Consider the following 21,638-nt stretch of genomic DNA (forward strand, 5'->3'; position numbering starts at 1 on the left):
CGAAAAGCAGCAGAATGCCAGGCAGTGCCGCCATCAACGGCGCAAAGGCTAACGGGTGCGGGGATTGAAAAGCCGGAAACGAAAAAAGGCGCCCCGAAGGACGCCTTTTTTGTTGGCTCAGCGCGAGTGGCGCTGTGACCTTGTTTTCTACCCGGATACAGCCTGGGCGAAAATGGTCGGGGTAAGGGGATTCGAACTCCTGACATCCTGCTCCCAAAGCAGGCGCGCTACCGGACTGCGCTATACCCCGGTGTTACAAAAATACGCCCCTTGGGGCGTATTTCAAGCGGGTGACGCAACTGACGTCACTCCCTAAGATTCAACCCGATGAAGCCAGGCCAAAAATGGTGGGTCGTGTAGGATTCGAACCTACGACCAATTGGTTAAAAGCCAACTGCTCTACCAACTGAGCTAACGACCCAAAAAATGGTCGGGGTAAGGGGATTCGAACTCCTGACATCCTGCTCCCAAAGCAGGCGCGCTACCGGACTGCGCTATACCCCGACGGTACTACTTCTGGAAATTGGCTCCGTGACCAGGACTCGAACCTGGGACCCAATGATTAACAGTCATTTGCTCTACCGACTGAGCTATCACGGAACTATTCAATTTCAGATGCAGCGTTTGACGCGCTTCGATACAACAAATTCAGTACTTCTTTGCGAAACGAATCCCGCACCTACTGCCCTGAATCTACTGCATTTTCAGCCTCTTCGACTTGTCTGCATCGCTGCGTTCACGTCTCTGAGGCGCGCTATTCTACATTCCCAGAAACAGGTGTCAACCCTCTAAATTGCTTTTAATCCAATGATTTGCAACTTTTTTTCGAGAAGGCCTCCTGGCCGCAAAAAACAGGTCCGAGACAAGCGCAAATCTTGTCCGTAGCAGCACGGCTTGCCGGCGGGGACGGTGTGTCAGCCAATCCATCCTTCACTGACACACCGCTCCCGCCGGCAAGCCGTGCTGCTACGGGCAATAAAAAGGGCGCCCATCAGGAGCGCCCTCGTCTTTCTATATAGAAGCCAATCAGACGAACGCGATCTCGTCGTCCACTACCGTGCCCTTGATGCTGGTGCCTGGCATGAAGCTGCCCGACAGGATCAACTGCGCCAGCGGGTTTTCGATCCAGCGCTGGATCGCACGCTTGAGTGGCCGTGCGCCATACACCGGGTCGTAACCCACCGCGATCAGTTTCTCCAGCGCCTCAGGCGCCAGCTCAAGGCTCAGGTCACGCTCAGCCAGGCGCTGACGCAAACGGCCCAGCTGGATCTCGGTAATACCCGCGATCTGGTCATGACCCAGCGGCTCGAAGATCACCACTTCGTCGACCCGGTTGATGAACTCCGGACGGAAATGCGTCGTCAGGGCGTCCATCACCGCAGCACGCTGCGCCTCGCGATCACCCACCAGCTCCTGGATGCGTGCAGAGCCCAGGTTGGAGGTCATGACGATCACCGTGTTGCGGAAATCGACAGTGCGGCCGTGGCTGTCGGTCAGACGACCATCTTCAAGCACCTGCAACAGAATGTTGAAGACGTCCGGATGGGCCTTCTCGACCTCGTCCAGCAGGATTACCGAATACGGCTTGCGACGCACCGCCTCGGTCAGGTAGCCGCCCTCTTCATAGCCGACGTAGCCCGGTGGCGCACCGATCAGCCGTGCCACGGAATGCTTCTCCATGAACTCGGACATGTCGATGCGCACCATCGCTTCCTCGGTGTCGAACAGGAACTCCGCCAGCGCCTTGCAAAGCTCGGTCTTGCCCACGCCGGTCGGGCCCAGGAACATGAACGAGCCGCTGGGGCGATTCGGGTCGGACAACCCGGCACGGGAACGACGCACCGCGTTGGAAACCGCCACCACGGCCTCGTTCTGCCCGATCACCCGCTCATGCAGCAGGCTTTCCATCTTCAGCAGCTTGTCGCGCTCGCCCTCGAGCATCTTCGACACAGGAATGCCGGTCCACTTGGAAACCACCTCGGCGATTTCTTCCTCGGTCACCTTGCTGCGCAGCAACTGGTTCTCAGGCTTGCCGTGCTGGTCGACCATCTGCAGGCTGCGCTCCAGATCCGGAATCACCCCGTATTGCAGCTCGGCCATGCGATTGAGGTCGCCACGGCGGCGCGCCGCTTCCAGCTCCTGACGGGACTGTTCAATCTTCTGCTGAATCTGCGCAGAACCTGTGACCTCGGCTTTTTCCGAAGTCCAGATCTCTTCCAGATCGGCGTACTCACGCTCCAGACGGATGATTTCTTCCTGGAGTTTTTCGAGGCGCTTGATCGCGGGCTCGTCGTCTTCCTTCTTCAGCGCCTGGGATTCGACCTTGAGCTGAATCAGACGGCGTTCGAGGCGGTCCAGCACTTCGGGCTTGGAGTCGATCTCCATGCGAATGCGGCTGGCGGCTTCGTCGATCAGGTCGATGGCCTTGTCCGGCAGTTGCCGGTCAGTGATGTAGCGATGGCTGAGCTTGGCCGCCGCGATGATCGCGCCGTCGGTGATCGCCACCTTGTGGTGAACCTCGTAGCGTTCTTTAAGGCCACGCAGGATCGCGATGGTGTCCTCTTCGCTCGGCTCGTCCACCAGCACTTTCTGGAAGCGCCGCTCCAGAGCCGCATCCTTCTCTATATATTGGCGGTACTCGTTGAGGGTCGTGGCGCCCACGCAATGCAGCTCGCCACGGGCCAGCGCTGGCTTGAGCATGTTGCCGGCGTCCATCGAACCCTCGGCCTTGCCCGCGCCGACCATGGTGTGCAGCTCGTCGATGAACAGGATGATCTGGCCTTCCTGCTTGGACAGCTCGTTGAGCACGGCCTTCAGGCGCTCTTCGAACTCACCGCGGAACTTGGCACCGGCGATCAGCGCGCCCATGTCCAGGGACAGCAGACGCTTGCCGCGCAGGCCGTCAGGCACTTCGCCATTGATGATGCGCTGAGCGAGACCCTCGGCAATGGCGGTCTTACCCACCCCAGGCTCACCGATCAGTACCGGGTTGTTCTTGGTCCGACGCTGCAACACCTGGATGGTGCGGCGAATCTCGTCGTCACGGCCGATCACCGGGTCGAGCTTGCCGTCCTCGGCCCGTTTGGTCAGGTCGACGGTGTATTTGTCCAGCGCCTGGCGTGACTCTTCGGCGTTCGGGTCGTTGACCGCATCGCCGCCGCGAAGGTTGCTGATGGCGTTTTCCAGCGCCTTCTTGCTCACGCCCTGGCCGAGCAGCAGCTTGCCCAGCTTGCTGTTCTCGTCCATGGCGGCGAGCAACACCAGCTCGCTGGAGATGAACTGGTCGCCCTTCTGCTGGGCCAGGCGGTCGGCCTGGTTGAGCAGGCGCGCCAGATCCTGCGACATGTTGACGTCGCCGGTAGGGTTTTGAATTTTCGGCAGTTGGTCCAGCTCCTTGCTCAACGCCTTGCGCAGGCTGTTGATGTCGAAGCCGACTTGCAGCAGCAGGGGTTTGATCGAACCACCCTGCTGTTCGAGCAGCGCCTGCATCAGGTGCGCAGGCTCGATGGCGGGATGGTCCATGCCCACCGCCAGGGATTGGGAATCAGATAAAGCGAGCTGTAATTTGCTGGTTAAACGGTCAATACGCATTGGTCACCTTCCTAATGGGCAGGCCGGAGCAATGAACACACCTTAATAAAGAAAACCTGCCAGATAGCCCTTAGATGTGGCCGATTGCACAGGATTCAAGCGGTGAGTGCTTGACATAGATCAATTTAGCTTGTTGCCGGAAGTCTGAGGACGAATTGTAGGAGCGCGCTTGCCCGCGACTGCGGTGTGTCAGAGACATCCGTGCGAGCTGATCCACCGCAGTCGCGGGCAAGCGCGCTCCTACAGAGTCATATCAGGCGTAGGGCTACCGCTCGATCCACACCAGCGAAGCAAAGCGCCCGGTGCGTGCGCCGCGGCGATAAGAGAAGAAACGCTCGTCGTTGTAGGTCGACCATCCGCCGCCGTACACCGCCGTGACGCCGTGGGCTGCCAGGCGCAAACGCGCCAGTTGGTAGATATCGGCCATGAACTTGCCGGCATTGACGCTCGGCACAAAGGCCTCTGCCGTTTCAGGATGGGTGGCCATGAAGGCATCGCGCACTTCCGGGCCGACTTCAAAAGCCTGCGGACCGATGGACGGGCCGAGCCAGACCAGAATGTCCGAGGGAGCATCAGCAAAGCTGTCCACCGTCGCCTCCAGCACACCCGCCGCCAGCCCCCGCCACCCGGCGTGGGCCGCCGCAACCTGGGTGCCCTGGCGATTGCAGAACAGCGCAGGCAGGCAATCGGCCGTCATGATGGTGCAGGCAACGCCCGGGGTCTGGCTCCAGCTGGCGTCGGCCTGCATCACCTCGCCCGGCGTGGCCTGGACCACATCGATGCCGTGTACCTGTTTCAGCCAGGCGGGCTGTACGTTCAGTCGGGAGGTCAGCAGCGAACGGTTGTGGGCAACCGCGGCTGGATCGTCATCGACGTGATCGCCCAGGTTGAAGCTGTCGAACGGCGCGACGCTGACGCCGCCCGCTCGCGTCGTGACGCACGCCTTGATGCCGACCGGCGCAGGCCAGTCGGGAGTCAGCCATTGCGTCACGAAGTCATTCATCCGATGAACGCCTCGCGATCCTGCTTGAGCAGCGACAGCAGCCAGACGAAATCATCCGGCAGCGGCGACTCCCAGCTCATCCGTTGACCGGTCGTCGGATGATCCAGCTCCAGGAAGCGCGCGTGCAGCGCCTGGCGCGGGAAGTTCTTCAAGGATTCGACCATCGTCACGCTGGCCGCAGGCGGAATGCGGAAGCGACCGCCGTAGGCCGGATCGCCCACCAGCGGGAAATTGATGTGCGCCATGTGTACGCGAATCTGGTGGGTACGGCCGGTTTCCAGCTTGACCCGCACATGGGTGTGGGAGCGGAAACGCTCCAGCACGCGATAGTGGCTGACGGCTGGCTTGCCGCCTTCCATCACCGCCATGCGCTGGCGCTGCTGGCCGTGACGCCCGATCGGCGCGTTGATCTTGCCGCCGGCGGTCACCACGCCGATCACGATGCACTCGTAGATCCGGCTGACGCTGCGCGCCTGCAACTGGGTGACCAGTTGGGTCTGCGCCTGAATGGTCTTGGCCACCACCATAAGGCCGGTGGTGTCCTTGTCCAGACGGTGCACGATGCCGGCACGCGGGACGTTGATGATGTCCGGCACGTGGTGCAGCAAGGCGTTGAGCAGGGTGCCATCAGCGTGGCCTGCCGCCGGATGCACGACCAGCCCGGCCGGTTTGTTGATCACCAGAATCTGGTCGTCTTCATAGACGATATCCAGTTCGATGTCCTGCGCCACCCACTCTCCCTGAGCCTCCTGCTCGGCCTGCAGAAGCAGAACGGCACCGCCATGAACGATGTCACGCGGGCGCAGAACGCCTCCGTCCACGGTCAGGCGGCCGTCTTTGATCCAGGCGGAAAGGCGCGAGCGCGAGTGCTCGGCGAAGAGTTGGGCGGCGACCTGGTCGAGGCGTTGACCGCCCAATTCGGACGGCACCTCTGCGCGAAGTTCAATGATCTCAGACATGCTCAAACTAGGAGGTGGCACTGGCCTTTGGTTTCGGCTGTGCGCTTGTGGTTAAATACGGCGTCTTTTGTCCCGGGGGTTCCACGGGGCGCCCATCATAACAGGACGGTCCTGCGCAAGACAGCAGGCCGTTATAGGGACGCAAGCCGCCATGCAAGTGAAACACCTGCTGCTGATAGCCATCCTCGGACTTACCGCTGCCTGTTCTTCGAAGAAAGAAGTCATCGACGAAAACCTCAGTGAAGTCGAGCTGTACCAGCAGGCGCAGGCCGACCTGGACAACAACAGCTACAACAGCGCGAGCGAAAAACTCAAGGCGCTGGAATCGCGCTACCCGTTCGGTCGCTACGCCGACCAGGCGCAGCTGGAGCTGATCTACGCCAACTACAAGAACGGTGAGCCTGAGGCCGCGAAATCCGCAGCCGAGCGTTTCATCCGTCTGCACCCCCAGCACCCGAACGTCGACTACGCCTACTACCTCAAGGGCCTGACCTCGTTCGACCAGGACGTGGGCATCATTGCGCGCTTCCTGCCGCTGGACCAGACCAAGCGTGACCCGGGCGCCGCCCGTGACTCGTACAACGAGTTCGCACAGCTGACCAGCCGCTATCCGAACAGCCGCTACGCGCCGGACGCCAAGCAACGCATGATCTACCTGCGTAACCTGCTGGCGGCCTATGAAATCCACGTGGCCGACTACTACCTGACCCGTCAGGCCTATGTCGCCGCCGTGAACCGTGGCCGCTACGTGGTGGAAAACTTCCAGGAAACCCCATCGGTCGGCGACGGCCTGGCGGTCATGGTCGAAGGCTATCAGCGTCTGCACCTGGACGACCTGGCCGACACCAGCCTGCAAGTCCTGAAAGCCAACTACCCGGATCACCCGCAACTGGCCGATGGCAAGTTCGAAGCCCGTACCCCGGATCCTGACAACCGTTCGTGGCTGTCCAAGGCCACCCTGGGCCTGATCGAGAGCCGTCCGCCGCTGCCGCCGGGAGAAACCCGCGCCAACCAGGACGTGATCAAGCAGTACCAGGACGCCAAGGACGCCATCCCGGCCGACCTGCTGCCTGAAAACCAGACGGAAGAGCCGAAGAACGACGACGCGGACGGCACCCCGAAAAGCCGCTCGATCTTCAGCTACATGACCTTCGGCCTGTTCGACTGATCCAGTCGCAGCCCCTGAGTTACTGAGAAAGAGGTCCTACGGGACCTCTTTTTCGTTTCTGACACGCCAAGGCGCCGTAGACGACTGTGCGCCCGCCAGTGCCTTGGCTAAACTGCGGCATCCTCACTCAATAAGCTGGTAGACATGATTCGCTTGATTATGTGGGTCGCCCTGATCTGGTTGGCGATCTGGTTCTTCAAACGCGTGACCAAACGCCCTGCGCCCCGACCACGGCCTGCCGCGCCGCCCATCGATGCCGCGCCCATGGTGCGCTGCGCCCAATGCGGCGTGCACCTGCCCCGTGACCGCGCCCTGAGCCAGAACGAACAGTGGTACTGCACCGAAGCCCACCGGCTACAGGGCCCGGCAGCACGTGACCGCTGAAACCCTGTCGCTGGTCACTGCGCAGGCCCAGCGTATCCTGCGGCTCTACCACCTCTACCGCCTGAGCATCGGCATTCTGCTGGTGCTGCTGATTTCCAGCAGCCTGGATGCCGAACTGCTGCAAATGGCCGATATCGAACTGTTTCGCACCGGCTGCTGGCTCTATCTGGTGTTCAACATTCTGGTGGTCGTACTGCTCGAACGGCCGACGCGCCAGGGCCACCTGTTCACTTTGGCGCTGGCCGACGCCTGCATGCTGTGCGCCCTGTTCTATGCCGGAGGCGGCGCACCCAGCGGCCTGGGCAACCTGATCGTGGCCTCGGTGGCGATCAGCAACGTGCTGCTGCGCAAACGCACCGGACTGCTGATCGCCGCGATTTCAGCCATCGGCATCATCTACCTGACGTTTTTCATCAGCTACAACAAGCCTGCAGCGGCCAATCATTTCGTCCAGGCCGGGTCCCTTGGCGCCCTGTGCTTCGCCGCCGCCCTGCTGGTGCAGGCCCTGGCGCGCCGGCTGCAGGCCAGCGAAGACATCGCCGAACGGCGCGCGGCCGACGTCGACAACCTCGAAGAACTCAACGCGCTGATCCTGCAGCGCATGCGCACCGGCATTCTGGTACTCGACGCCGAGCGCAAGGTGCTGCTGGCCAACCACAGCGCTTTGGCGCTACTGGGCCACGAGCATCTGCTTGGCGAAATCATCGACCCCTACTCTCCGCAGTTGGTCGAGCGTCTGCGGCAATGGCAGATCAACCCGTCCATGGCGCCGCGAAGCATTACCACTTCGGCCATCGGCCCCGTGTTGCGCCCCGGCTTCATTGCCTTGAACCGTGACAGCCAGCGCCACACCCTGATCTTCATTGATGACCTGTCAAAAATCTCCCAGCAGGCCCAGCAACTCAAGCTCGCGGCCCTGGGCAGGCTGACCGCCGGCATCGCCCACGAGATCCGCAACCCGCTGGGCGCCATCAGCCACGCGGCCCAGCTGCTCCATGAATCCGAGGAACTGACCGGTCCCGACCGGCGTCTGAGTGAAATCATTCAAGATCAATCGCGACGGATGAATCTGGTGATCGAGAACGTCTTGCAGCTGTCCCGCCGACGTCAGACCGAACCGCACTTGCTTGACCTCAGGCAGTGGCTCGAAGGATTCGTCAGCGACTTGCGTTCCCGACTGCCCGAAGACCAGGCAGTGCATCTGGAAATCGGCCCCGGCGCCCTCACCACCCGCATGGATGCCGAGCAGCTTGTGCAAGTCGTGACTAACCTGACCCAGAACGGCTTGCGCTACAGTGGTCAGATGCATGCACGCGCTCAAGTCTGGCTGCGACTGTTTCACGCACCCCACAGCGAGCTGCCAAGCCTTGAGGTGCTGGATAATGGTCCCGGTGTCGCCAGAGAGCACCTGAGCAAGCTCTTCGAGCCATTTTTCACCACTGAAAGCAAAGGGACCGGCCTGGGCCTGTATCTTTCGCGGGAACTGTGCGAAAGCAATCAGGCGAACCTGGACTACACACCACGGGAAGGTGGCGGAAGCTGTATGCGGATCACCTTCGCCCATCCGTTCAAATTGAGTTGAAGATGAGCCAACGGCAAAAGATCCTGATCGTCGACGATGAGCCGGACATTCGCGAATTACTGGAGATCACTCTGGGGCGGATGAAACTGGACACTCGCAGTGCGCGCAACGTCAAGGAAGCTCAAGACTGGCTCGCCCGCGAACCCTTCGACCTGTGCCTGACCGACATGCGCCTGCCAGACGGCAACGGTCTGGAACTGGTGCAGCACATCCAGAAGCGCCACACCCAGGTGCCTGTGGCGATGATCACCGCGCACGGCAGCCTCGACACAGCGATCCATGCCCTGAAAGCCGGTGCCTTCGACTTCCTCACCAAGCCCGTGGACCTGGGTCGCCTGCGCGAGCTTGTCGGCAGCGCGCTGCGCCTGCACATGGCGCCGTCCAACGAAAACAGCATCGACAACCGCCTGCTCGGCAACTCACCGCCCATGCAGGCCTTGCGCAAGCAGATCGGCAAGCTGGCGCGCAGCCAGGCGCCGATCTACATCAGCGGCGAATCGGGCAGCGGCAAGGAGTTGGTCGCCAGGCTGATCCACGAACAAGGCCCGCGGATCGACAAGCCATTCGTGCCGGTCAACTGCGGCGCGATTCCTACGGAACTGATGGAAAGCGAATTCTTCGGCCATCGCAAAGGCAGCTTCACCGGGGCCCACGAAGACAAGCCGGGGCTGTTCCAGGCGGCCAACGGCGGTACGTTGTTTCTCGATGAAGTGGCCGACCTGCCGCTGGCGATGCAGGTGAAACTGCTGCGCGCCATCCAGGAGAAATCCATCCGCGCGGTGGGCGGGCAGCAGGAGCAAGTGGTCGATGTGCGCGTGTTGTGCGCCACCCACAAGGACCTGAGCGTCGAAGTCGCGGCCCAGCGCTTCCGGCAGGATCTGTATTACCGCCTCAACGTCATCGAACTGCGCGTGCCGCCGCTGCGCGAACGCCGCGAAGACATCGAGGAAATCGCCAACAATGTCCTGCGCCGCCTGGCCGAAAGCGCCGCCCAGCCCCCTGCCCGCCTTGCCTCGCCGGCACTGACGGCGCTCAAGGGCTACCGCTTTCCCGGCAACGTTCGCGAACTGGAGAACATGCTCGAACGGGCCTACACCCTGTGCGAAAACGACCAGATCAACGCCGACGACCTGCGCCTGGCAGAACCGGTCACGGTCAACGAACAGGACGGCCCGAGCCTGGCTGACATCGACAACCTGGAAGATTACCTGGAGAGCATCGAGCGCAAGCTGATCCTCCAGGCCCTCGAAGAGACCCGCTGGAACCGCACGGCAGCCGCGCAACGGTTGAGCCTGACGTTCAGGTCGATGCGCTATCGGTTGAAGAAGTTGGGGTTGGAGTAGTTTCCCGTAGCAGTCCGGCTTGCCGGCGTCGGCGCCCTTGAAATCGCCCCCGCGGGCAAGCCCGGCTGCTACGGGATCAATGGCGCACTCACAACCGTAGCAGCACGGCTTGCCGGCGGGGGCGTTCTCAAGATCGCTGACGCCGGCAAGCCGGACTGCTACGGGGTCTCGACCGTTTGTTGGCCAAGGGCTGCGAGCGCTGGCGCATACGGCGCCGGATCGATGATCGGCACATCGCCCACCAGCAAATCCGTCAGCAACTGGCACGACGCCGGCGCCAACACCAGGCCGTTGCGGAAATGCCCGCAGTTGAGCCACAGCCCGTCATGCCCCGGCACCGGGCCGATGAACGGAATGCCATTCGGGGACCCCGGGCGCAGCCCTGCCCAGTGCCCGACCACCTCGGCATCGGCCAGGGCCGGGATCAGCTCCACTGCCGACGCTTTCAGGCTTTGCAGCGCCACATCGGTGGGGGTCTTGTCGTAGCCTTCGTGCTCCAGCGTGCTGCCGATCAGAATGTGGCCGTCACGGCGAGGAATCGCGTAGCGGCCCTTGGCGAGGATCATGCTGGGGAGAAAGTCGGATGCGCATTTGTACAGAATCATCTGGCCCTTGACCGGCTCAACCGGCAATTGCAGCCCAAGCCTGGCGAGCAGATCACCGCTCCAGGCACCGGCAGCCAGCACTACGCTGTCACCCAGGATGTCGCCTTGCGGTGTGCTTACGCCGATGATCCTGTCGCCATCGCGCACGAAATCACTGACTTCGCACTGCTCGTGAATGGTCACGTTAGGCAGCGCCAGCAGTGCCGCCTTCAGGGATTTGACCAGTCGCGGGTTGCGCACGTTGGCGATGTCGGCCATGTGAATCGCCCGGGTAAAACCGCCGCCCATCACAGGCACTGCGTCATAGACCGCCGAGATATCCACAGAGGCCAGCGGCCGCCCGACCCGTGCAGCCCATTCCAGCGCCTGCTGTTCGTCGTCCAGATCCAGCCAGTACAAACCGGTACGGTGGACTTCCGGATCGATCCCCGTTGCATCGAGTAGCCGCTCGCCCAACTGCGGATAGAAATCCTGGGACCAATGCGCCAGCGCCGTGACCGCCGGGCTGTAGCGCCAGGGATAAAGCGGTGAAACGATACCGCCGCCCGCCCAGGAAGACTCCTGACCGACACCGGAACGGTCGAGCAACACAACGCTCTGAACCTTTGCCGCGAGATTGAAGGCCGTCAGCAGACCGATGACGCCACCACCGACGATTACCACGTGTTGCCTGGACATGCAGAACCCGATCATCAAGAGGAAACAATCGCCGGCCACTGCCCGACTTCCTGCGGACAAACCGACTCCATTACCGTCAAAAATCAGTACCATGCCGCTGATCCGGCGAATAGTCCCGGACATCCACTACATAGCGACTTTCAACCTGAGTAGTATCACCATATTTCAAACGAAAAATGGAATTTCCTTGATGGGTTTCAGCTCTGGTCTTACGCGCCTGCATTCGCGTCGCAGCTGGCAAGGTCCTTCCGGGGGCAATAGCGGCGGGTTTACCCTGATCGAGCTGATCGTGGTCGTGGTGATCGTGGGCATCTTTGCGGCCTTCGCCATGCCGAACTTCTCGTCGATGTTGCACCGCATGAACGTGCGTGCGGCTGCCGATGAATTTTACGACCTGTTGCAATACGCACGGGGCGAGGCGGTGACGCGCGGTACGACGGTGAACGTTTCCGCAGCCGCAGGGACGACCAACTTCGTGGTGTCCACCGGTGGTACCACACTCAGACAGGTGGGTAGTAACGGCCTGCAGTCTGGCGTGTCCATCAATGCCAATGTGAACAGCGTTAATTTCACATCGACCGGCACTGCTTCGGTCAGCGGCTGCTTTCAAATCCTCTATCCAACCGATACCGCCATTTCCTCGCAATATGTCACGCTTCTGACCAGTGGCCGGGTCACCGCGCCGACGTCCACCAAACCGAGTGGATGCTGATGAATGTAACGTCCCGAAATCACAGCGCAGGCTTCAGCATGATCGAAGTACTGGTCAGCCTGATCATCATTGCCGTCGGCGTACTGGGCATGGTGGCGCTGCAAAGCAAGGCCATTCCGTACACTCAGGATTCCGTGCAGCGCAACACCGCGATCATGCTGGTGGACGATCTGGTGGATATCATCCGCACCGCCGGCACCTGTACGACGGCCAATAACTGCATCAAGCCGCCGCAGTCGAGTTTTCCGACACCTCCCGGCAGCTGCAATCCCACACCGACCGACCTCTCCGCCCAGATCGCCTGCTGGGCAGCGCAGGCAAGCCGCGCCCTGCCTGGCGTCACCGCCGCGGTGTTGAGCAACTCGTTCTATATCTGTCGAAGCCTGGTGCCCGGCGACTCCCAGAATGCCTGTGGCACGGGCAATACGACCAACAGCGAAGTCGAGATTCAGGTGGGCTGGACTGTGAAATCGTCCGCTGAATGTCTGGACGCCAACCTTGTCGGTAACACCTGCACCTATCGCATCAGGACACGCCTGCGATGAAGCCGCCATCACTCTCGTTCCCCCAACGCAACACGCAGGCGGGGCTGTCGCTCATCGAGCTGATGGTCGCCATGCTCATTGGCCTGTTCCTCATCCTTGGGGTGACGCAGATCTTCATCAACAACCAGAAAAGCTACCTGTTCCAGCAGGGCCAGGTGGGCAATCAGGAGAACGGACGGTTCGCCATGACCTTATTGAGTCAGGAGCTTTCCAAGGCAGGCTACCGCAGCAATCCGGCCAAATCGTTCCCCAGCGGTGCAGGGCTGGGATGCTCGTTTGCGGAGGACACCTCGGTGATCGCCGTATCGCCCACAGCCCTGTGCGTGCGCTACCAGGCGGCGAACAAAAACGACGTCAACTGCCAGGGCGCTGCACTGTCGAGCGCCAATCAGGACACGATCACTGCGCCCTATAGCAAGCAGATCAACCCGATCGTCATCGAGAAAATAGAATACGACGCCGCGAGTAAATCCATCGTCTGCACTTCGGGTACGGTCGCCAAGCAGCCCTTGGTGACTGGCGTGGCGGGGCTGCGCTTCGAGTACGGTTCAGGGCCGGGCGACTTGAAGGCGGTCTCGACATTCAGCGCCACCCCCACAGACACCGTGGGGGCGGTGCGATATACCGTGCTCATGCAGAGCCAGGGCACTGCCTCCGTACGCGACGATGCCACGACATCGGCCGCGTTGAATGAGTGGAACACGCGATTCGGCGACAGTCTGGTGGACAGCAACCAGATCTATCAATTGGTCCAGGGCACCACGATGATCAGGAACCAGATGCAATGAGGTCGATGACATCGGGCCGTATCGGCGTTTCAGGGCGCCACCAGACCGGGGCGACACTACTGGTAGCGATCATGATGCTGCTGGTCATCACGCTTCTGGCATTGTCCAGCATGCGCGGCGTCTCGCTCGAATCGCGCATCACTGGCAACCTGAAAATGCAGAAGACATTGTTCAATGCTGCCGAGGGTGCGCTACGCATCGGTGAGAGCAGCATCAGCTCGGTCGCACCTCCCTCGGCAAGCAGTGTCTGCAACAGCACGTTTTGTCTGCGCTGGAGCCTCGCGGATCTGGCCGTACCGGCCTCGAAGGACACACCAACTCGCTTCACGACCGCCGACGGAAACAATGTCACCACCGTGGCGAATAACTACGACGTGAAAGTGCAGTGGTATGTCGTGGACCTGGGCAATCTCGTGGGTTACAGCCAAGGCGACTGCGGCGCCAGGGGATGCGGGTTCCACTATTACGAAGTCAACGCCTGTGCATCAACGGTGCTATGCACCAGCGACACCACGACCCCTCGCGTGACATTGCGAACCGTCATTGCCCGGTACTACAACCCATGAAAATCAGCCGTTACCTGAGTGCCCTTCCAACCATCAGCCCCCTTCGCTTGCTGAGTGCGGTCGGTGCCGCTCTGGCTCTGTCGATATCGTCGGCGCACGGTGCGGTGAGTCAGGTGCCGGCGCAGGCACCGCTGTTCGTCAACGACTCGGTTCCTCCGCTGAACATGTTGGTGGTGGGCCGTGACCACAAGCTGTTTTTCCCTGCTTACAACGACGCGTCTGATCTGGACGGTGATGGCTCGATCGACATTCGCTACAAGCCCTCGATCGACTATCTGGGCTATTTCGATTCGTTGACGTGCTACAGCTACAGCAGTGGCTACTTCACGCCCTCCTCGACGACCACGGCCGCCAACCTGAAGAAATGCCCGGGCAGTTGGAGCGGTGATTACCTCAACTACCTGACGACCTCTCGCGCCGACGCTTTGCGCAAGGTGCTGTACGGTGGATATCGCAGCACCGACACCACCACCCAGACCATCCTAGAGCGCGCGTACATTCCGACCGACGCTCACACCTGGGGCAAGGAGTACCGCAGCCCGACAGTCGATGGCTACAACTTGTCCGACTACACCCCGTTCGCCAACCCTACGGGCAGTAACTACGCATTATTTGCGAACAATACACAGTCGTCTGCTCCGCTGCTGCGGGTGCTGCCCAATGCCTCCAACATCCGCATATTCGGCTGGGTGTCTCGCGAAGTGACGCAAGGTGGATCGGTGGCCACCAACACCAGCTTCCAGGACGTCGTCGTAGGCCCGAACGACTATCAAGTCCGGGTGGAGGTCTGCAAAACTGGCTTTCTGGAGAGCAACTGCCGCCTTTACCCCAACGGAAAATACAAACCTACCGGCATCCTTCACGATTATGGCGAAGGCAATCAGATGTACTTCGGCCTGATGACCGGCACCTATCAGAACAACATTCAGGGCGGTGCAATCCGCAAGGCGATCAGCAGTTTTGCCAATGAAATCGAGACCTCGACGGGGATTTTCGGGACCAAGAACACGCTGGGCGTTTACGTCAAAAGCGGCATCATCGGCACCCTGGACGGCCTGCGAATCAGGTCCAGCGGGTGCAGCAGCACCGGCAACACGACTACCAACGGCACCTGCCAGGACTGGGGTAACCCCCTCGCAGAGATGATGTTCGAAACCATGCGCTACTTCAGCGGCGCCACTACCCCGACCAGCGGCTTTCTGTCGGGCGCGGGAGACACCGCGTTGGGCCTGAGCGGCCTGACAACTTGGACCAACCCCTATTCGAGCACCCCCAACCCGGATGCCAACCCGCCGACGTTTCCGAGCTGCTCCAAGCCCTTCGAGACGCTGTTCAGTGATGTCAACCCGACCTACGACTCGGACCTGCCAGGCAGTGCGTTCACAACCAGCAACGCACCAAGCGCCACCACGGCTTTGACCGGTTTCAACGCCCAAACCCAGGGGCAGGCGATCTGGAACGCTGACGTAGGCTCAGGCAGCAGGAACATCAACATCGGTCAGACCATAAGCCTGAGCGACACCGCGCCGACTGCCAAAGCTGCCTCAAGCCTTGGCAACATCCGCGGCCTGCCGGAGGAGCCTACCAAGCAAGGAACCTTTAACGCCGGGGCAGTCGCCTATTACGCCAACACCAACCCGATCACCACGTTGGGCGGCCAGAAAGTCCAGACGTTCTCCATTGCCTTGTCCTCTACCTTGCCTCGCATCCAGATGCCCGTCGGCGGAGGCACAATCACGCTGCTGCCATTCGGCAAGGTCACCAGTGGCGTCACCGAGCAGATCACAGGCTTCTACATTGATTCGCTATACAACATGCCCGGCCAGCCAGCCGACACGACGGTCAATGGTGGACGACCCCAAGCGATTTTCCGGGTTGTATTCGATGACTGCGGCCAAGGCTGCGACTACGACATGGACGCCATTGTTCTCTACACCGTGTCGGTCACTGCCGCCAGCACCCTGAACGTTACTACGCAGACCGTGTACTCGGTGTCCGGCGCCGAATCCCACATGGGCTATACGATTTCGGGCACCACCAACGACGGTATCTATCTGGAAGTGACCGGCGGCGGCAATGGCAACAGCCACTACGAACTCGACACCCCCGGCACCAAACTGCCCGGTGCGTGCGTGCCATCCAACCAATGCACGGGCACAGCAGATCTTCTGCCCGGCCGCCGCTCCGGCAGTGCGGTGGTTAACGGCAGTGACAGCCACTCGCGGGTGTTCACCCCTTCGTCTGCCCGCTCGGTCACCAACCTGCAAGACCCCTTGTGGTATGCGGCCAAGTGGGGCGGCTTCGGCACCAAGGACAACACCACGAGCAGCGTGCCGGTGGCAGGGCAGTGGGATTCGAACGTTTCCGGCACGCCCGACAACTACTTTCTGGTGAGCAGCGCCTCGACACTCAAACAACAGCTTCAGGAGGCCTTCAGCCAGATCGTGCAGAAGAACACGTCGGTTTCGCCGCCCGCTGTTTCACCGCCGCCGCAGTCGTCTTCGACCTCGACATCCACCTACACCAACAGTTTCAGCGTCACTCTCTGGAGCGGCGATCTGACAAAGACTACCGCCACCTATGACTACACGGGGGGCACAAGCACCTCGGCTGTGAACTGGACTGCAGGGTCCCAAGTCCCTGCACCTGCCAATCGCAACATACAAATCGCCAACTCGGCAGGTAACGGCCTGCAGGATTTCACCTACACCAATCTGGCGGGGCGTATCTTCGCAGGCGTACGCTGGCAATACTCCTCGGCCTTCCCCAACGGTGTGCTGACCTCCGATCAGGTTTCGTTCATCAGGGGCGTACGTACGCTGGAAGGGACCACGTTCCGCAGACGTTCGCCGACATCAATACTGGGCGATATCGTCGACTCACAACCCGTAGTGGTGCAAAAAGCCACCTATATCGCCTCTGTGGCCGACTCGCTGGACGGCTCGCCTGGGGATTACGCCAAGTTCCAGGCCTCCATCAGCGCGCGAACGCCTCAGGTCTACGTCGGTGCCAACGACGGCATGTTCCACGCGTTCAATGCCAATACCGGGGTCGAGACGTTCGCCTTCATTCCTTCTGCCGTTGTCGCCAACCTGGGGGCGCTGAGCAACCAGAACTACAACAGCGACTCCTCGCTGCATCGCTTCTTTGTCGATGGTTCGTCGGTGGTCAAAGATGCGTATTTCGGCGGGGCATGGCACACCGTGCTGGTGGGAAGCCTGGGCGCAGGTGGGCGAGAAATCTTCGCTCTCGATATCACCGACCCCGGCAACATCAAACTGCTCTGGGAATTCACCTCTCAGAACGACGTCGACCTAGGCTCGACCTTCTCCACCCCCTATATCTCCAAGCTGCATTCGGGCGAGTGGGGCGTGATCTTTGGCAGCGGTTACAACGGCAACAGCGGTAATGCCAGCCTGTTCGTGCTCAATGTCGCCAACGGTGCAGTGATCAAGAAGATGGCCGTGCCGGACAGCAACCCCAAAGTGGAGAATGGCCTTTCAACGCCAGTTATCCTCGACGTCAACTCAGACGGTATCGCCGACTACGTTTACGCGGGTGACCTATTGGGCAACCTGTGGCGTTTCGATCTGGTCGGCTCCACGCTGACGGACACAGCAACCGCCGCCAACTACAAGGTGTCGTTCGGCAACAAGCCGCTGTTCACCGCCTCCTCGCCGATAACAGGCGCCGCCCCGCAGTCGATTACCACCCCACCGGCGATCTATCCACATCCTAGCGGCACAGGCGCTCTGGTGATCTTCGGGACAGGCCGCTATTTCACCTCGGCTGACAAGACCTCAAAGGATGTTCAAAGCCTCTACGGCATCTGGGACAAACAGACCAACGCCGAATCGACCACCAACCCTGCTGCTTCGAACACGCTGGCATCGATCGCGCGTAGCAACCTGCAAAGCCAGACAGTGTCCTCGGCAGCGGGAAGCATCGGGGGCTACACAGGCTTGAGGACAGTCACCCAGAACGGTGTTGACTGGACGACGAAGTACGGCTGGTACCTGGACTTGCAAACCAGTACCACGGTAAACAACATCACGACTGTATCTGCAGTAGGCGAGCGGATGGTTGACCTGCTGACCATCTCCGGCGGTGTTCTGGTGGTGGCTACACGAACGCCAATCGCCGATGTCTGCGAGGCGGGAATCCAGGGCAAACGACTGGGGCTGGACCCGAATACAGGGGGAGCCACCACCTTTTCGATTTTCGATTTCACACGCGACGGTCTGATCACCAGAGACGACACCATCGGTGGCGCCGTGATCAGCGGGTTCGACTCCACAGCCGGTGGCTTCACGCTTGGAGGGACTAACAACCCCAACGGGCTGCTTACGATGTACAACAGTGACGGGGCGGGGCTTCCCGGCAGCGGCACGGGCGTGTACACAGGGCTCAAATATAACGGCCGCCAGACCTGGCGCGTGATTCCATCACCTTGAGAACGACAGCTATGATCTTCCGACCTAACCCACAGCGCGGCTTCACCCTCATCGAGCTGATGATCACCGTCGCGATTGTCGCGATTCTTGCGGCCGTGGCTTATCCGTCCTACACCAAATACGTACAGCGGGGCTATCGGTCTGAAGGTCTTGCTCAGTTGAGCGATGCCGCGGCGCGGGCTGAGCGTTTTTACGCCCAGAACAACACCTATGTTGGGGCAACCCCTGCGTCAATGGGGTTAGTCACTGATGCTGATATCAACGCGACGAAACTCGCGACCGGTAAAGCCGACATCAAGGCGAGCGACGTTACAGACACAAGCTCGACCACTGGCAAATACAAACTGTCGGTTGTGAGCACCACGGCCACCACCTACAGCTTTAAGGTCGTCCCCCAGGGCTCTCAAGCTAATGATTCATGTGGAACCCTGACAATCGATCAGGCGGGCAACAAAACCTCGACCGCAGGCACCGACTGCTTCAAATAATCCCCTCACCGCCCCCAACACTGCTGGACACTGGCATCACCCGACATCCCAAGGTTGTCGCGCTTGCCAGTGTTCTCCAGCACGAACGCGCCGCAGCGGTCCCCTGCCATGAGCGCGCTGGCTGTCGGCGTCGCCACCAGCACGAATCTATCTTCGGAGCGCTCGGCCTCGATGGCGTAGAAGCCGTTGCCAGCCGTGACCTCATGCCTGTGCGCGGGCGGCCCGATGACATCTGAGTACCGGGCGGCGCGTGAATAAAAACGCTCCAGCCTTTGTGCCTCTTCAACCAGAAGCGCCGCGATTTCCGAGCGGCGGGCTTTCTTCGAATACTCGGTGTACGCCGGGTAGGCGACGCCGGCGAGAATCGCGACGATCGCCACGGCGACCAGCAGTTCGATCATCGAGAATCCCCTGTTGCTGGCTGCCATCTCCCTGCCTCCTCATTGCCGTTGTCGCCACATGATCCGCCGCTCGGCGGTGTGGATGCTCTCAAGCACCGTCCGCGAGCTGCCCTGTATCACCACCGCCGTGATCCGGTACAGCGAGGCAGGCCCGTTGCCATGGGCCGGATCTTCGGTTTGCCCGAGGTGCTGGATGCCGTAGACCCCACCCGCGCCCGCCAGCCAGTTCACACCTGAGCCTCCGCCGCTGCCAGCGCCCGACAGCGTCAAGGCCTCCGGTGGTGGCATGCAGGTGGCCGGGCCGGAGCACTCGGGCAGGAGAAAGCCGGGGGCAGCCACCTGCGCTTCACCGGTTCTCAAAACCGTCTCGGCCGTCTGCAACGCCAAGTTGCGTCGTTGCAGGCTGCCCGCCACCTTCTCCTGCAGGGTGGCGTTTTGCATCGATGAGGTGGCAAGCACAGTCGCCAGCACCAGAAATGCCAGGGCGGCGATCAGCACCGCGCCTCGTTCAGCATTCATCTGCGCTCTCCTCAACCGGTACGGTTACGAATGGCGGCGACGACGCTGAAGGTCTGCTCCCGGGTGCGGTCAGCGGGGTCGAGCAGCGTCAATGCCAGGCGCACGCTGCGAATCAACCCGGGGTCGGGTTGCGCGGTGTAGCGGGCAATGCCCGGTGCGTCGGCGGCGCTGGCGACACCGAACAGCACCTCGAACGCACCCACGTTGCTGATCAGCGGCTGGCCGTTGAGGGTCAGCTCGCCGGCGCCTTGATTGAGTCGGTAGACCTGTTGATGAATCGCCAGCACGTGCTCGCCTTCGGCAGGTTTCGGCGCTCGCCCTCGGGTCCAGGCAATGGCCGTGGACGTGCAATCGGTGTGGATTTCCCAGTTGTGCCACGAACCGCTGTCGGCGGGTGCAGTGGTGTTGAGCGTCAACGCGCTTTGGGGTGCATCCCACTGAACCGGTGAACGAAAGGCCGCCGAGAACGCTGCGCCAGTGCTCTCGTCCCGCACACTGGCCAGGCAACCGAACGCACCGGCCAGACGCACCTCCTGAATCATCTTGGCCAGCACGAACCGGGCGTCCTCCTGCAGGCTGGCCGACGCCGCCTGGCTCAGGAAGGTACTACGGGAGGTGATGAAGATCTGCGCCAGGGCCAGCGAAATCACCAGCCCCAGCAACAGCGCCAGCATGATTTCGACCAAGCCGAAGCCGCGGGTTGCGCGCTTCAAGGCTGGGCACCCCACAGCGGTTTGATCAGGCTGCTCAGGGACAATGTGCGGGTATAACCCTCGGAGCCCTGGGCCCTTGAGTCGTTCCAGTCCACGGTGACCGTAACCTGGCTGCCGGCCACGGCGATGGATGCCTGAACGTCACTGCCGGCCATGCGCCGCAACTGATCGGCGAAGTCGAACAGGTCCTGGTCTCGTGGACTTTCAAAGCTGGCGGCAGACGGCGCCTGGCTGAGGGATGCCAGCGCGTAATGGCCGTCGGGGTTGGCGCGAACCCGTTCCAGCAAGTCCTGGGCAACGAAGCTCACCTGGGTGCTGCGCATCGCGCTGTCGGAGTGTTTCAGCGCATTGAGCTGCAACAAAGCCACGCCCAGAATGCCGACACCGAGCACCAGCAATGCGACCATCACTTCGATCAGGGTTGCCCCCGCCTGCCCTGCTCCTGCCCCCATCGCTCACCTCCGCAAGTCCCTGTGCAGTGACCATTGAAGCCGATCCGCGACGTCCTGCCCGACAGGTGTGTAACCGCAGCTTGCGGACACACCGGCTGACAATCCGGAGATTGTCTATCCCTCGCAACAGGAGTCTTCTAGGGCGCGCTGAGGCAAGGGAGGGCTGAAACATGAGGCAAGACGGACTGACGCTGCTGGAGTTGCTGGCCGGGCTTGCGCTGCTCGGCATAGTGGCCGCCCTGGCCGCGCCGAGCCTTGGGGCATTCATCGATTCACAGCGACGCCAGGACACCGCACAGCAACTCACCAGCAGCCTGCGCATGGCCCGCGCCGAGGCCATCCTGCGCAATCAGCCGGTGGTGGTGCAGGCAAACGACGGCAACTGGAGCAAGGGCTGGAGCGTGTTCGTAGACAGCCGACGCCAGCAACTGCCGGGCGATGCCGAGTACCTGCTGGCCGAGTTCAGCGGCCACCGGAACGTGAAGGTGATAGGCAACAGCAAGGTGGCCGAGCGGGTCGGTTTCGACCGCGCCGGAAGGCCGCTGGAAAGTGCCAACGGCACGCTGGCGGTGTGTCGCGATGATTCGCCCGCCAGCCATTATCAGGTGGTGATCGCCGTGACCGGCCGGATCATCCTGCGCGACGAGGGCTTCAGCAGCGAGCCCTGCACCTGAGCCCGCTGGCGCT

The 21,638-nt window shown here is 61.4% G+C and carries 19 protein-coding genes and 4 tRNA genes; 11 read left to right on the forward strand and 12 right to left on the reverse strand.

All coding sequences use genetic code 11. From position 1 onward, the window contains the following. Nucleotides 1–173: 173 nt before the first annotated feature. From ACIPOO_RS06700 to rluD, 7 genes are all read right to left on the reverse strand, one after another. Nucleotides 174–250: transfer RNA gene (locus ACIPOO_RS06700), tRNA-Pro, on the reverse strand. Nucleotides 251–345: 95 nt separating this feature from the next. After that, a tRNA-Lys gene (locus ACIPOO_RS06705) sits at nucleotides 346–421 on the reverse strand. Between the two features lie 6 nt (nucleotides 422–427). Next, nucleotides 428–504, reverse strand: a tRNA-Pro gene (locus ACIPOO_RS06710). A 20-nt stretch (nucleotides 505–524) separates the two neighbouring features. Then, nucleotides 525–600 (reverse strand) — tRNA-Asn (locus ACIPOO_RS06715). A 426-nt stretch (nucleotides 601–1,026) separates the two neighbouring features. Beyond that, a complete protein-coding gene (clpB, locus tag ACIPOO_RS06720) occupies nucleotides 1,027–3,591 on the reverse strand; it encodes an ATP-dependent chaperone ClpB (protein WP_400605329.1) in 2,565 nt (854 codons plus the stop codon). Between the two features lie 265 nt (nucleotides 3,592–3,856). Then, nucleotides 3,857–4,582: a peptidoglycan editing factor PgeF gene (gene pgeF / locus ACIPOO_RS06725; RefSeq protein ID WP_400606319.1), complete on the reverse strand. Its 726-nt coding sequence runs from the start codon at nucleotides 4,580–4,582 to the stop codon at nucleotides 3,857–3,859. A gap of 8 nt (nucleotides 4,583–4,590) precedes the next feature. Then, the gene (rluD, locus tag ACIPOO_RS06730) at nucleotides 4,591–5,553 is read right to left on the reverse strand and encodes a 23S rRNA pseudouridine(1911/1915/1917) synthase RluD (protein ID WP_274133645.1); all 963 of its coding nucleotides are present in this window, start codon (nucleotides 5,551–5,553) and stop codon (nucleotides 4,591–4,593) included. Nucleotides 5,554–5,704: 151 nt separating this feature from the next. On the opposite strand from rluD, the gene ACIPOO_RS06735 reads away from it, so the two are divergent. The 4 genes from ACIPOO_RS06735 (at nucleotide 5,705) to ACIPOO_RS06750 (ending at nucleotide 10,030) form a co-directional block, all read left to right on the forward strand. Next, a complete protein-coding gene (locus tag ACIPOO_RS06735; protein ID WP_274133646.1) occupies nucleotides 5,705–6,721 on the forward strand; it encodes an outer membrane protein assembly factor BamD in 1,017 nt (338 codons plus the stop codon). Nucleotides 6,722–6,865: 144 nt separating this feature from the next. Then, entirely contained in the window at nucleotides 6,866–7,105 is a 240-nt protein-coding gene (locus ACIPOO_RS06740) for a PP0621 family protein (RefSeq protein WP_274133647.1), read from the forward strand. Then, nucleotides 7,095–8,687: a PAS domain-containing sensor histidine kinase gene (locus ACIPOO_RS06745; RefSeq protein WP_274133648.1), complete on the forward strand. Its 1,593-nt coding sequence runs from the start codon at nucleotides 7,095–7,097 to the stop codon at nucleotides 8,685–8,687. The genes ACIPOO_RS06740 and ACIPOO_RS06745 overlap by 11 nt, the downstream gene beginning before the upstream one ends. Nucleotides 8,688–8,689: 2 nt before the next feature. Next, the gene (locus tag ACIPOO_RS06750) at nucleotides 8,690–10,030 is read left to right on the forward strand and encodes a sigma-54-dependent transcriptional regulator (protein ID WP_400605333.1); all 1,341 of its coding nucleotides are present in this window, start codon (nucleotides 8,690–8,692) and stop codon (nucleotides 10,028–10,030) included. 158 nt (nucleotides 10,031–10,188) lie between these two features. Here the strand turns inward: ACIPOO_RS06750 and thiO are convergent, their stop codons facing one another. After that, a complete protein-coding gene (gene thiO, locus ACIPOO_RS06755) occupies nucleotides 10,189–11,313 on the reverse strand; it encodes a glycine oxidase ThiO (RefSeq protein WP_400605335.1) in 1,125 nt (374 codons plus the stop codon). On the opposite strand from thiO, the gene ACIPOO_RS06760 reads away from it, so the two are divergent. From ACIPOO_RS06760 to ACIPOO_RS06785, 6 genes are read left to right on the forward strand one after another with little or no spacing between them, the layout of a single operon-like run. Beyond that, nucleotides 11,312–12,025: a GspH/FimT family pseudopilin gene (locus ACIPOO_RS06760; protein WP_400605337.1), complete on the forward strand. Its 714-nt coding sequence runs from the start codon at nucleotides 11,312–11,314 to the stop codon at nucleotides 12,023–12,025. The two genes, thiO and ACIPOO_RS06760, sit on opposite strands and share 2 nt — an antisense overlap. Continuing rightward, nucleotides 12,025–12,570, forward strand: a complete 546-nt coding sequence (gene pilV, locus ACIPOO_RS06765; protein WP_400605339.1) for a type IV pilus modification protein PilV — start codon at nucleotides 12,025–12,027, stop codon at nucleotides 12,568–12,570. The genes ACIPOO_RS06760 and pilV (ACIPOO_RS06765) overlap by 1 nt, the downstream gene beginning before the upstream one ends. Beyond that, nucleotides 12,567–13,358 (forward strand): PilW family protein, encoded by a 792-nt coding sequence (locus ACIPOO_RS06770; RefSeq protein WP_400605341.1) that lies wholly within the window; start codon nucleotides 12,567–12,569, stop codon nucleotides 13,356–13,358. Before pilV (ACIPOO_RS06765) ends, ACIPOO_RS06770 begins: the two co-directional genes overlap by 4 nt. Nucleotides 13,359–13,363: 5 nt before the next feature. Further along, entirely contained in the window at nucleotides 13,364–13,924 is a 561-nt protein-coding gene (locus ACIPOO_RS06775) for a PilX N-terminal domain-containing pilus assembly protein (RefSeq protein WP_400606321.1), read from the forward strand. Continuing rightward, entirely contained in the window at nucleotides 13,921–18,378 is a 4,458-nt protein-coding gene (locus ACIPOO_RS06780) for a pilus assembly protein (RefSeq protein ID WP_400605343.1), read from the forward strand. Before ACIPOO_RS06775 ends, ACIPOO_RS06780 begins: the two co-directional genes overlap by 4 nt. A gap of 11 nt (nucleotides 18,379–18,389) precedes the next feature. After that, on the forward strand, nucleotides 18,390–18,866 hold the full coding sequence (locus ACIPOO_RS06785) for a type IV pilin protein (RefSeq protein WP_400605345.1): 477 nt from the start codon (nucleotides 18,390–18,392) through the stop codon (nucleotides 18,864–18,866). Nucleotides 18,867–18,871: 5 nt separating this feature from the next. Here the strand turns inward: ACIPOO_RS06785 and ACIPOO_RS06790 are convergent, their stop codons facing one another. From ACIPOO_RS06790 to pilV (ACIPOO_RS06805), 4 genes are read right to left on the reverse strand one after another with little or no spacing between them, the layout of a single operon-like run. Beyond that, the gene (locus ACIPOO_RS06790; protein ID WP_400605347.1) at nucleotides 18,872–19,294 is read right to left on the reverse strand and encodes a type IV pilin protein; all 423 of its coding nucleotides are present in this window, start codon (nucleotides 19,292–19,294) and stop codon (nucleotides 18,872–18,874) included. 12 nt (nucleotides 19,295–19,306) lie between these two features. After that, nucleotides 19,307–19,786, reverse strand: coding sequence for a PilX N-terminal domain-containing pilus assembly protein (locus ACIPOO_RS06795; RefSeq protein ID WP_400605349.1), 480 nt, complete (start codon nucleotides 19,784–19,786; stop codon nucleotides 19,307–19,309). A gap of 11 nt (nucleotides 19,787–19,797) precedes the next feature. Continuing rightward, nucleotides 19,798–20,499 (reverse strand): PilW family protein, encoded by a 702-nt coding sequence (locus ACIPOO_RS06800; RefSeq protein ID WP_400605351.1) that lies wholly within the window; start codon nucleotides 20,497–20,499, stop codon nucleotides 19,798–19,800. Further along, entirely contained in the window at nucleotides 20,496–20,951 is a 456-nt protein-coding gene (gene pilV / locus ACIPOO_RS06805; RefSeq protein WP_400605353.1) for a type IV pilus modification protein PilV, read from the reverse strand. Before pilV (ACIPOO_RS06805) ends, ACIPOO_RS06800 begins: the two co-directional genes overlap by 4 nt. 170 nt (nucleotides 20,952–21,121) lie before the next feature. On the opposite strand from pilV (ACIPOO_RS06805), the gene ACIPOO_RS06810 reads away from it, so the two are divergent. Beyond that, nucleotides 21,122–21,625 carry a GspH/FimT family protein gene (locus tag ACIPOO_RS06810; protein ID WP_400605355.1) on the forward strand — a complete coding sequence of 168 codons (504 nt, stop codon included), beginning with the start codon at nucleotides 21,122–21,124 and terminating at the stop codon, nucleotides 21,623–21,625. Nucleotides 21,626–21,638 lie beyond the last annotated feature (13 nt).

The organism is Pseudomonas sp. NPDC090201 (assembly GCF_044746825.1).
GTDB lineage: Bacteria > Pseudomonadota > Gammaproteobacteria > Pseudomonadales > Pseudomonadaceae > Aquipseudomonas > Aquipseudomonas putida_AD.

Coding starts and splice junctions, on each gene's coding strand:
- clpB (WP_400605329.1), bottom strand. CDS start 3,591: ATGCGTATTGACCGTTTAACCAGCAAATTACAGCTCGCTTTATCTGAT.
- rluD (WP_274133645.1), bottom strand. CDS start 5,553: ATGTCTGAGATCATTGAACTTCGCGCAGAGGTGCCGTCCGAATTGGGC.
- ACIPOO_RS06735 (WP_274133646.1), top strand. CDS start 5,705: ATGCAAGTGAAACACCTGCTGCTGATAGCCATCCTCGGACTTACCGCT.
- ACIPOO_RS06740 (WP_274133647.1), top strand. CDS start 6,866: ATGATTCGCTTGATTATGTGGGTCGCCCTGATCTGGTTGGCGATCTGG.
- ACIPOO_RS06750 (WP_400605333.1), top strand. CDS start 8,690: ATGAGCCAACGGCAAAAGATCCTGATCGTCGACGATGAGCCGGACATT.
- ACIPOO_RS06760 (WP_400605337.1), top strand. CDS start 11,312: ATGCAGAACCCGATCATCAAGAGGAAACAATCGCCGGCCACTGCCCGA.
- thiO (WP_400605335.1), bottom strand. CDS start 11,313: ATGTCCAGGCAACACGTGGTAATCGTCGGTGGTGGCGTCATCGGTCTG.
- pilV (WP_400605339.1), top strand. CDS start 12,025: ATGAATGTAACGTCCCGAAATCACAGCGCAGGCTTCAGCATGATCGAA.
- ACIPOO_RS06770 (WP_400605341.1), top strand. CDS start 12,567: ATGAAGCCGCCATCACTCTCGTTCCCCCAACGCAACACGCAGGCGGGG.
- ACIPOO_RS06775 (WP_400606321.1), top strand. CDS start 13,364: ATGACATCGGGCCGTATCGGCGTTTCAGGGCGCCACCAGACCGGGGCG.
- ACIPOO_RS06780 (WP_400605343.1), top strand. CDS start 13,921: ATGAAAATCAGCCGTTACCTGAGTGCCCTTCCAACCATCAGCCCCCTT.
- ACIPOO_RS06785 (WP_400605345.1), top strand. CDS start 18,390: ATGATCTTCCGACCTAACCCACAGCGCGGCTTCACCCTCATCGAGCTG.
- ACIPOO_RS06790 (WP_400605347.1), bottom strand. CDS start 19,294: ATGGCAGCCAGCAACAGGGGATTCTCGATGATCGAACTGCTGGTCGCC.
- ACIPOO_RS06795 (WP_400605349.1), bottom strand. CDS start 19,786: ATGAATGCTGAACGAGGCGCGGTGCTGATCGCCGCCCTGGCATTTCTG.
- pilV (WP_400605353.1), bottom strand. CDS start 20,951: ATGGGGGCAGGAGCAGGGCAGGCGGGGGCAACCCTGATCGAAGTGATG.
- ACIPOO_RS06810 (WP_400605355.1), top strand. CDS start 21,122: ATGAGGCAAGACGGACTGACGCTGCTGGAGTTGCTGGCCGGGCTTGCG.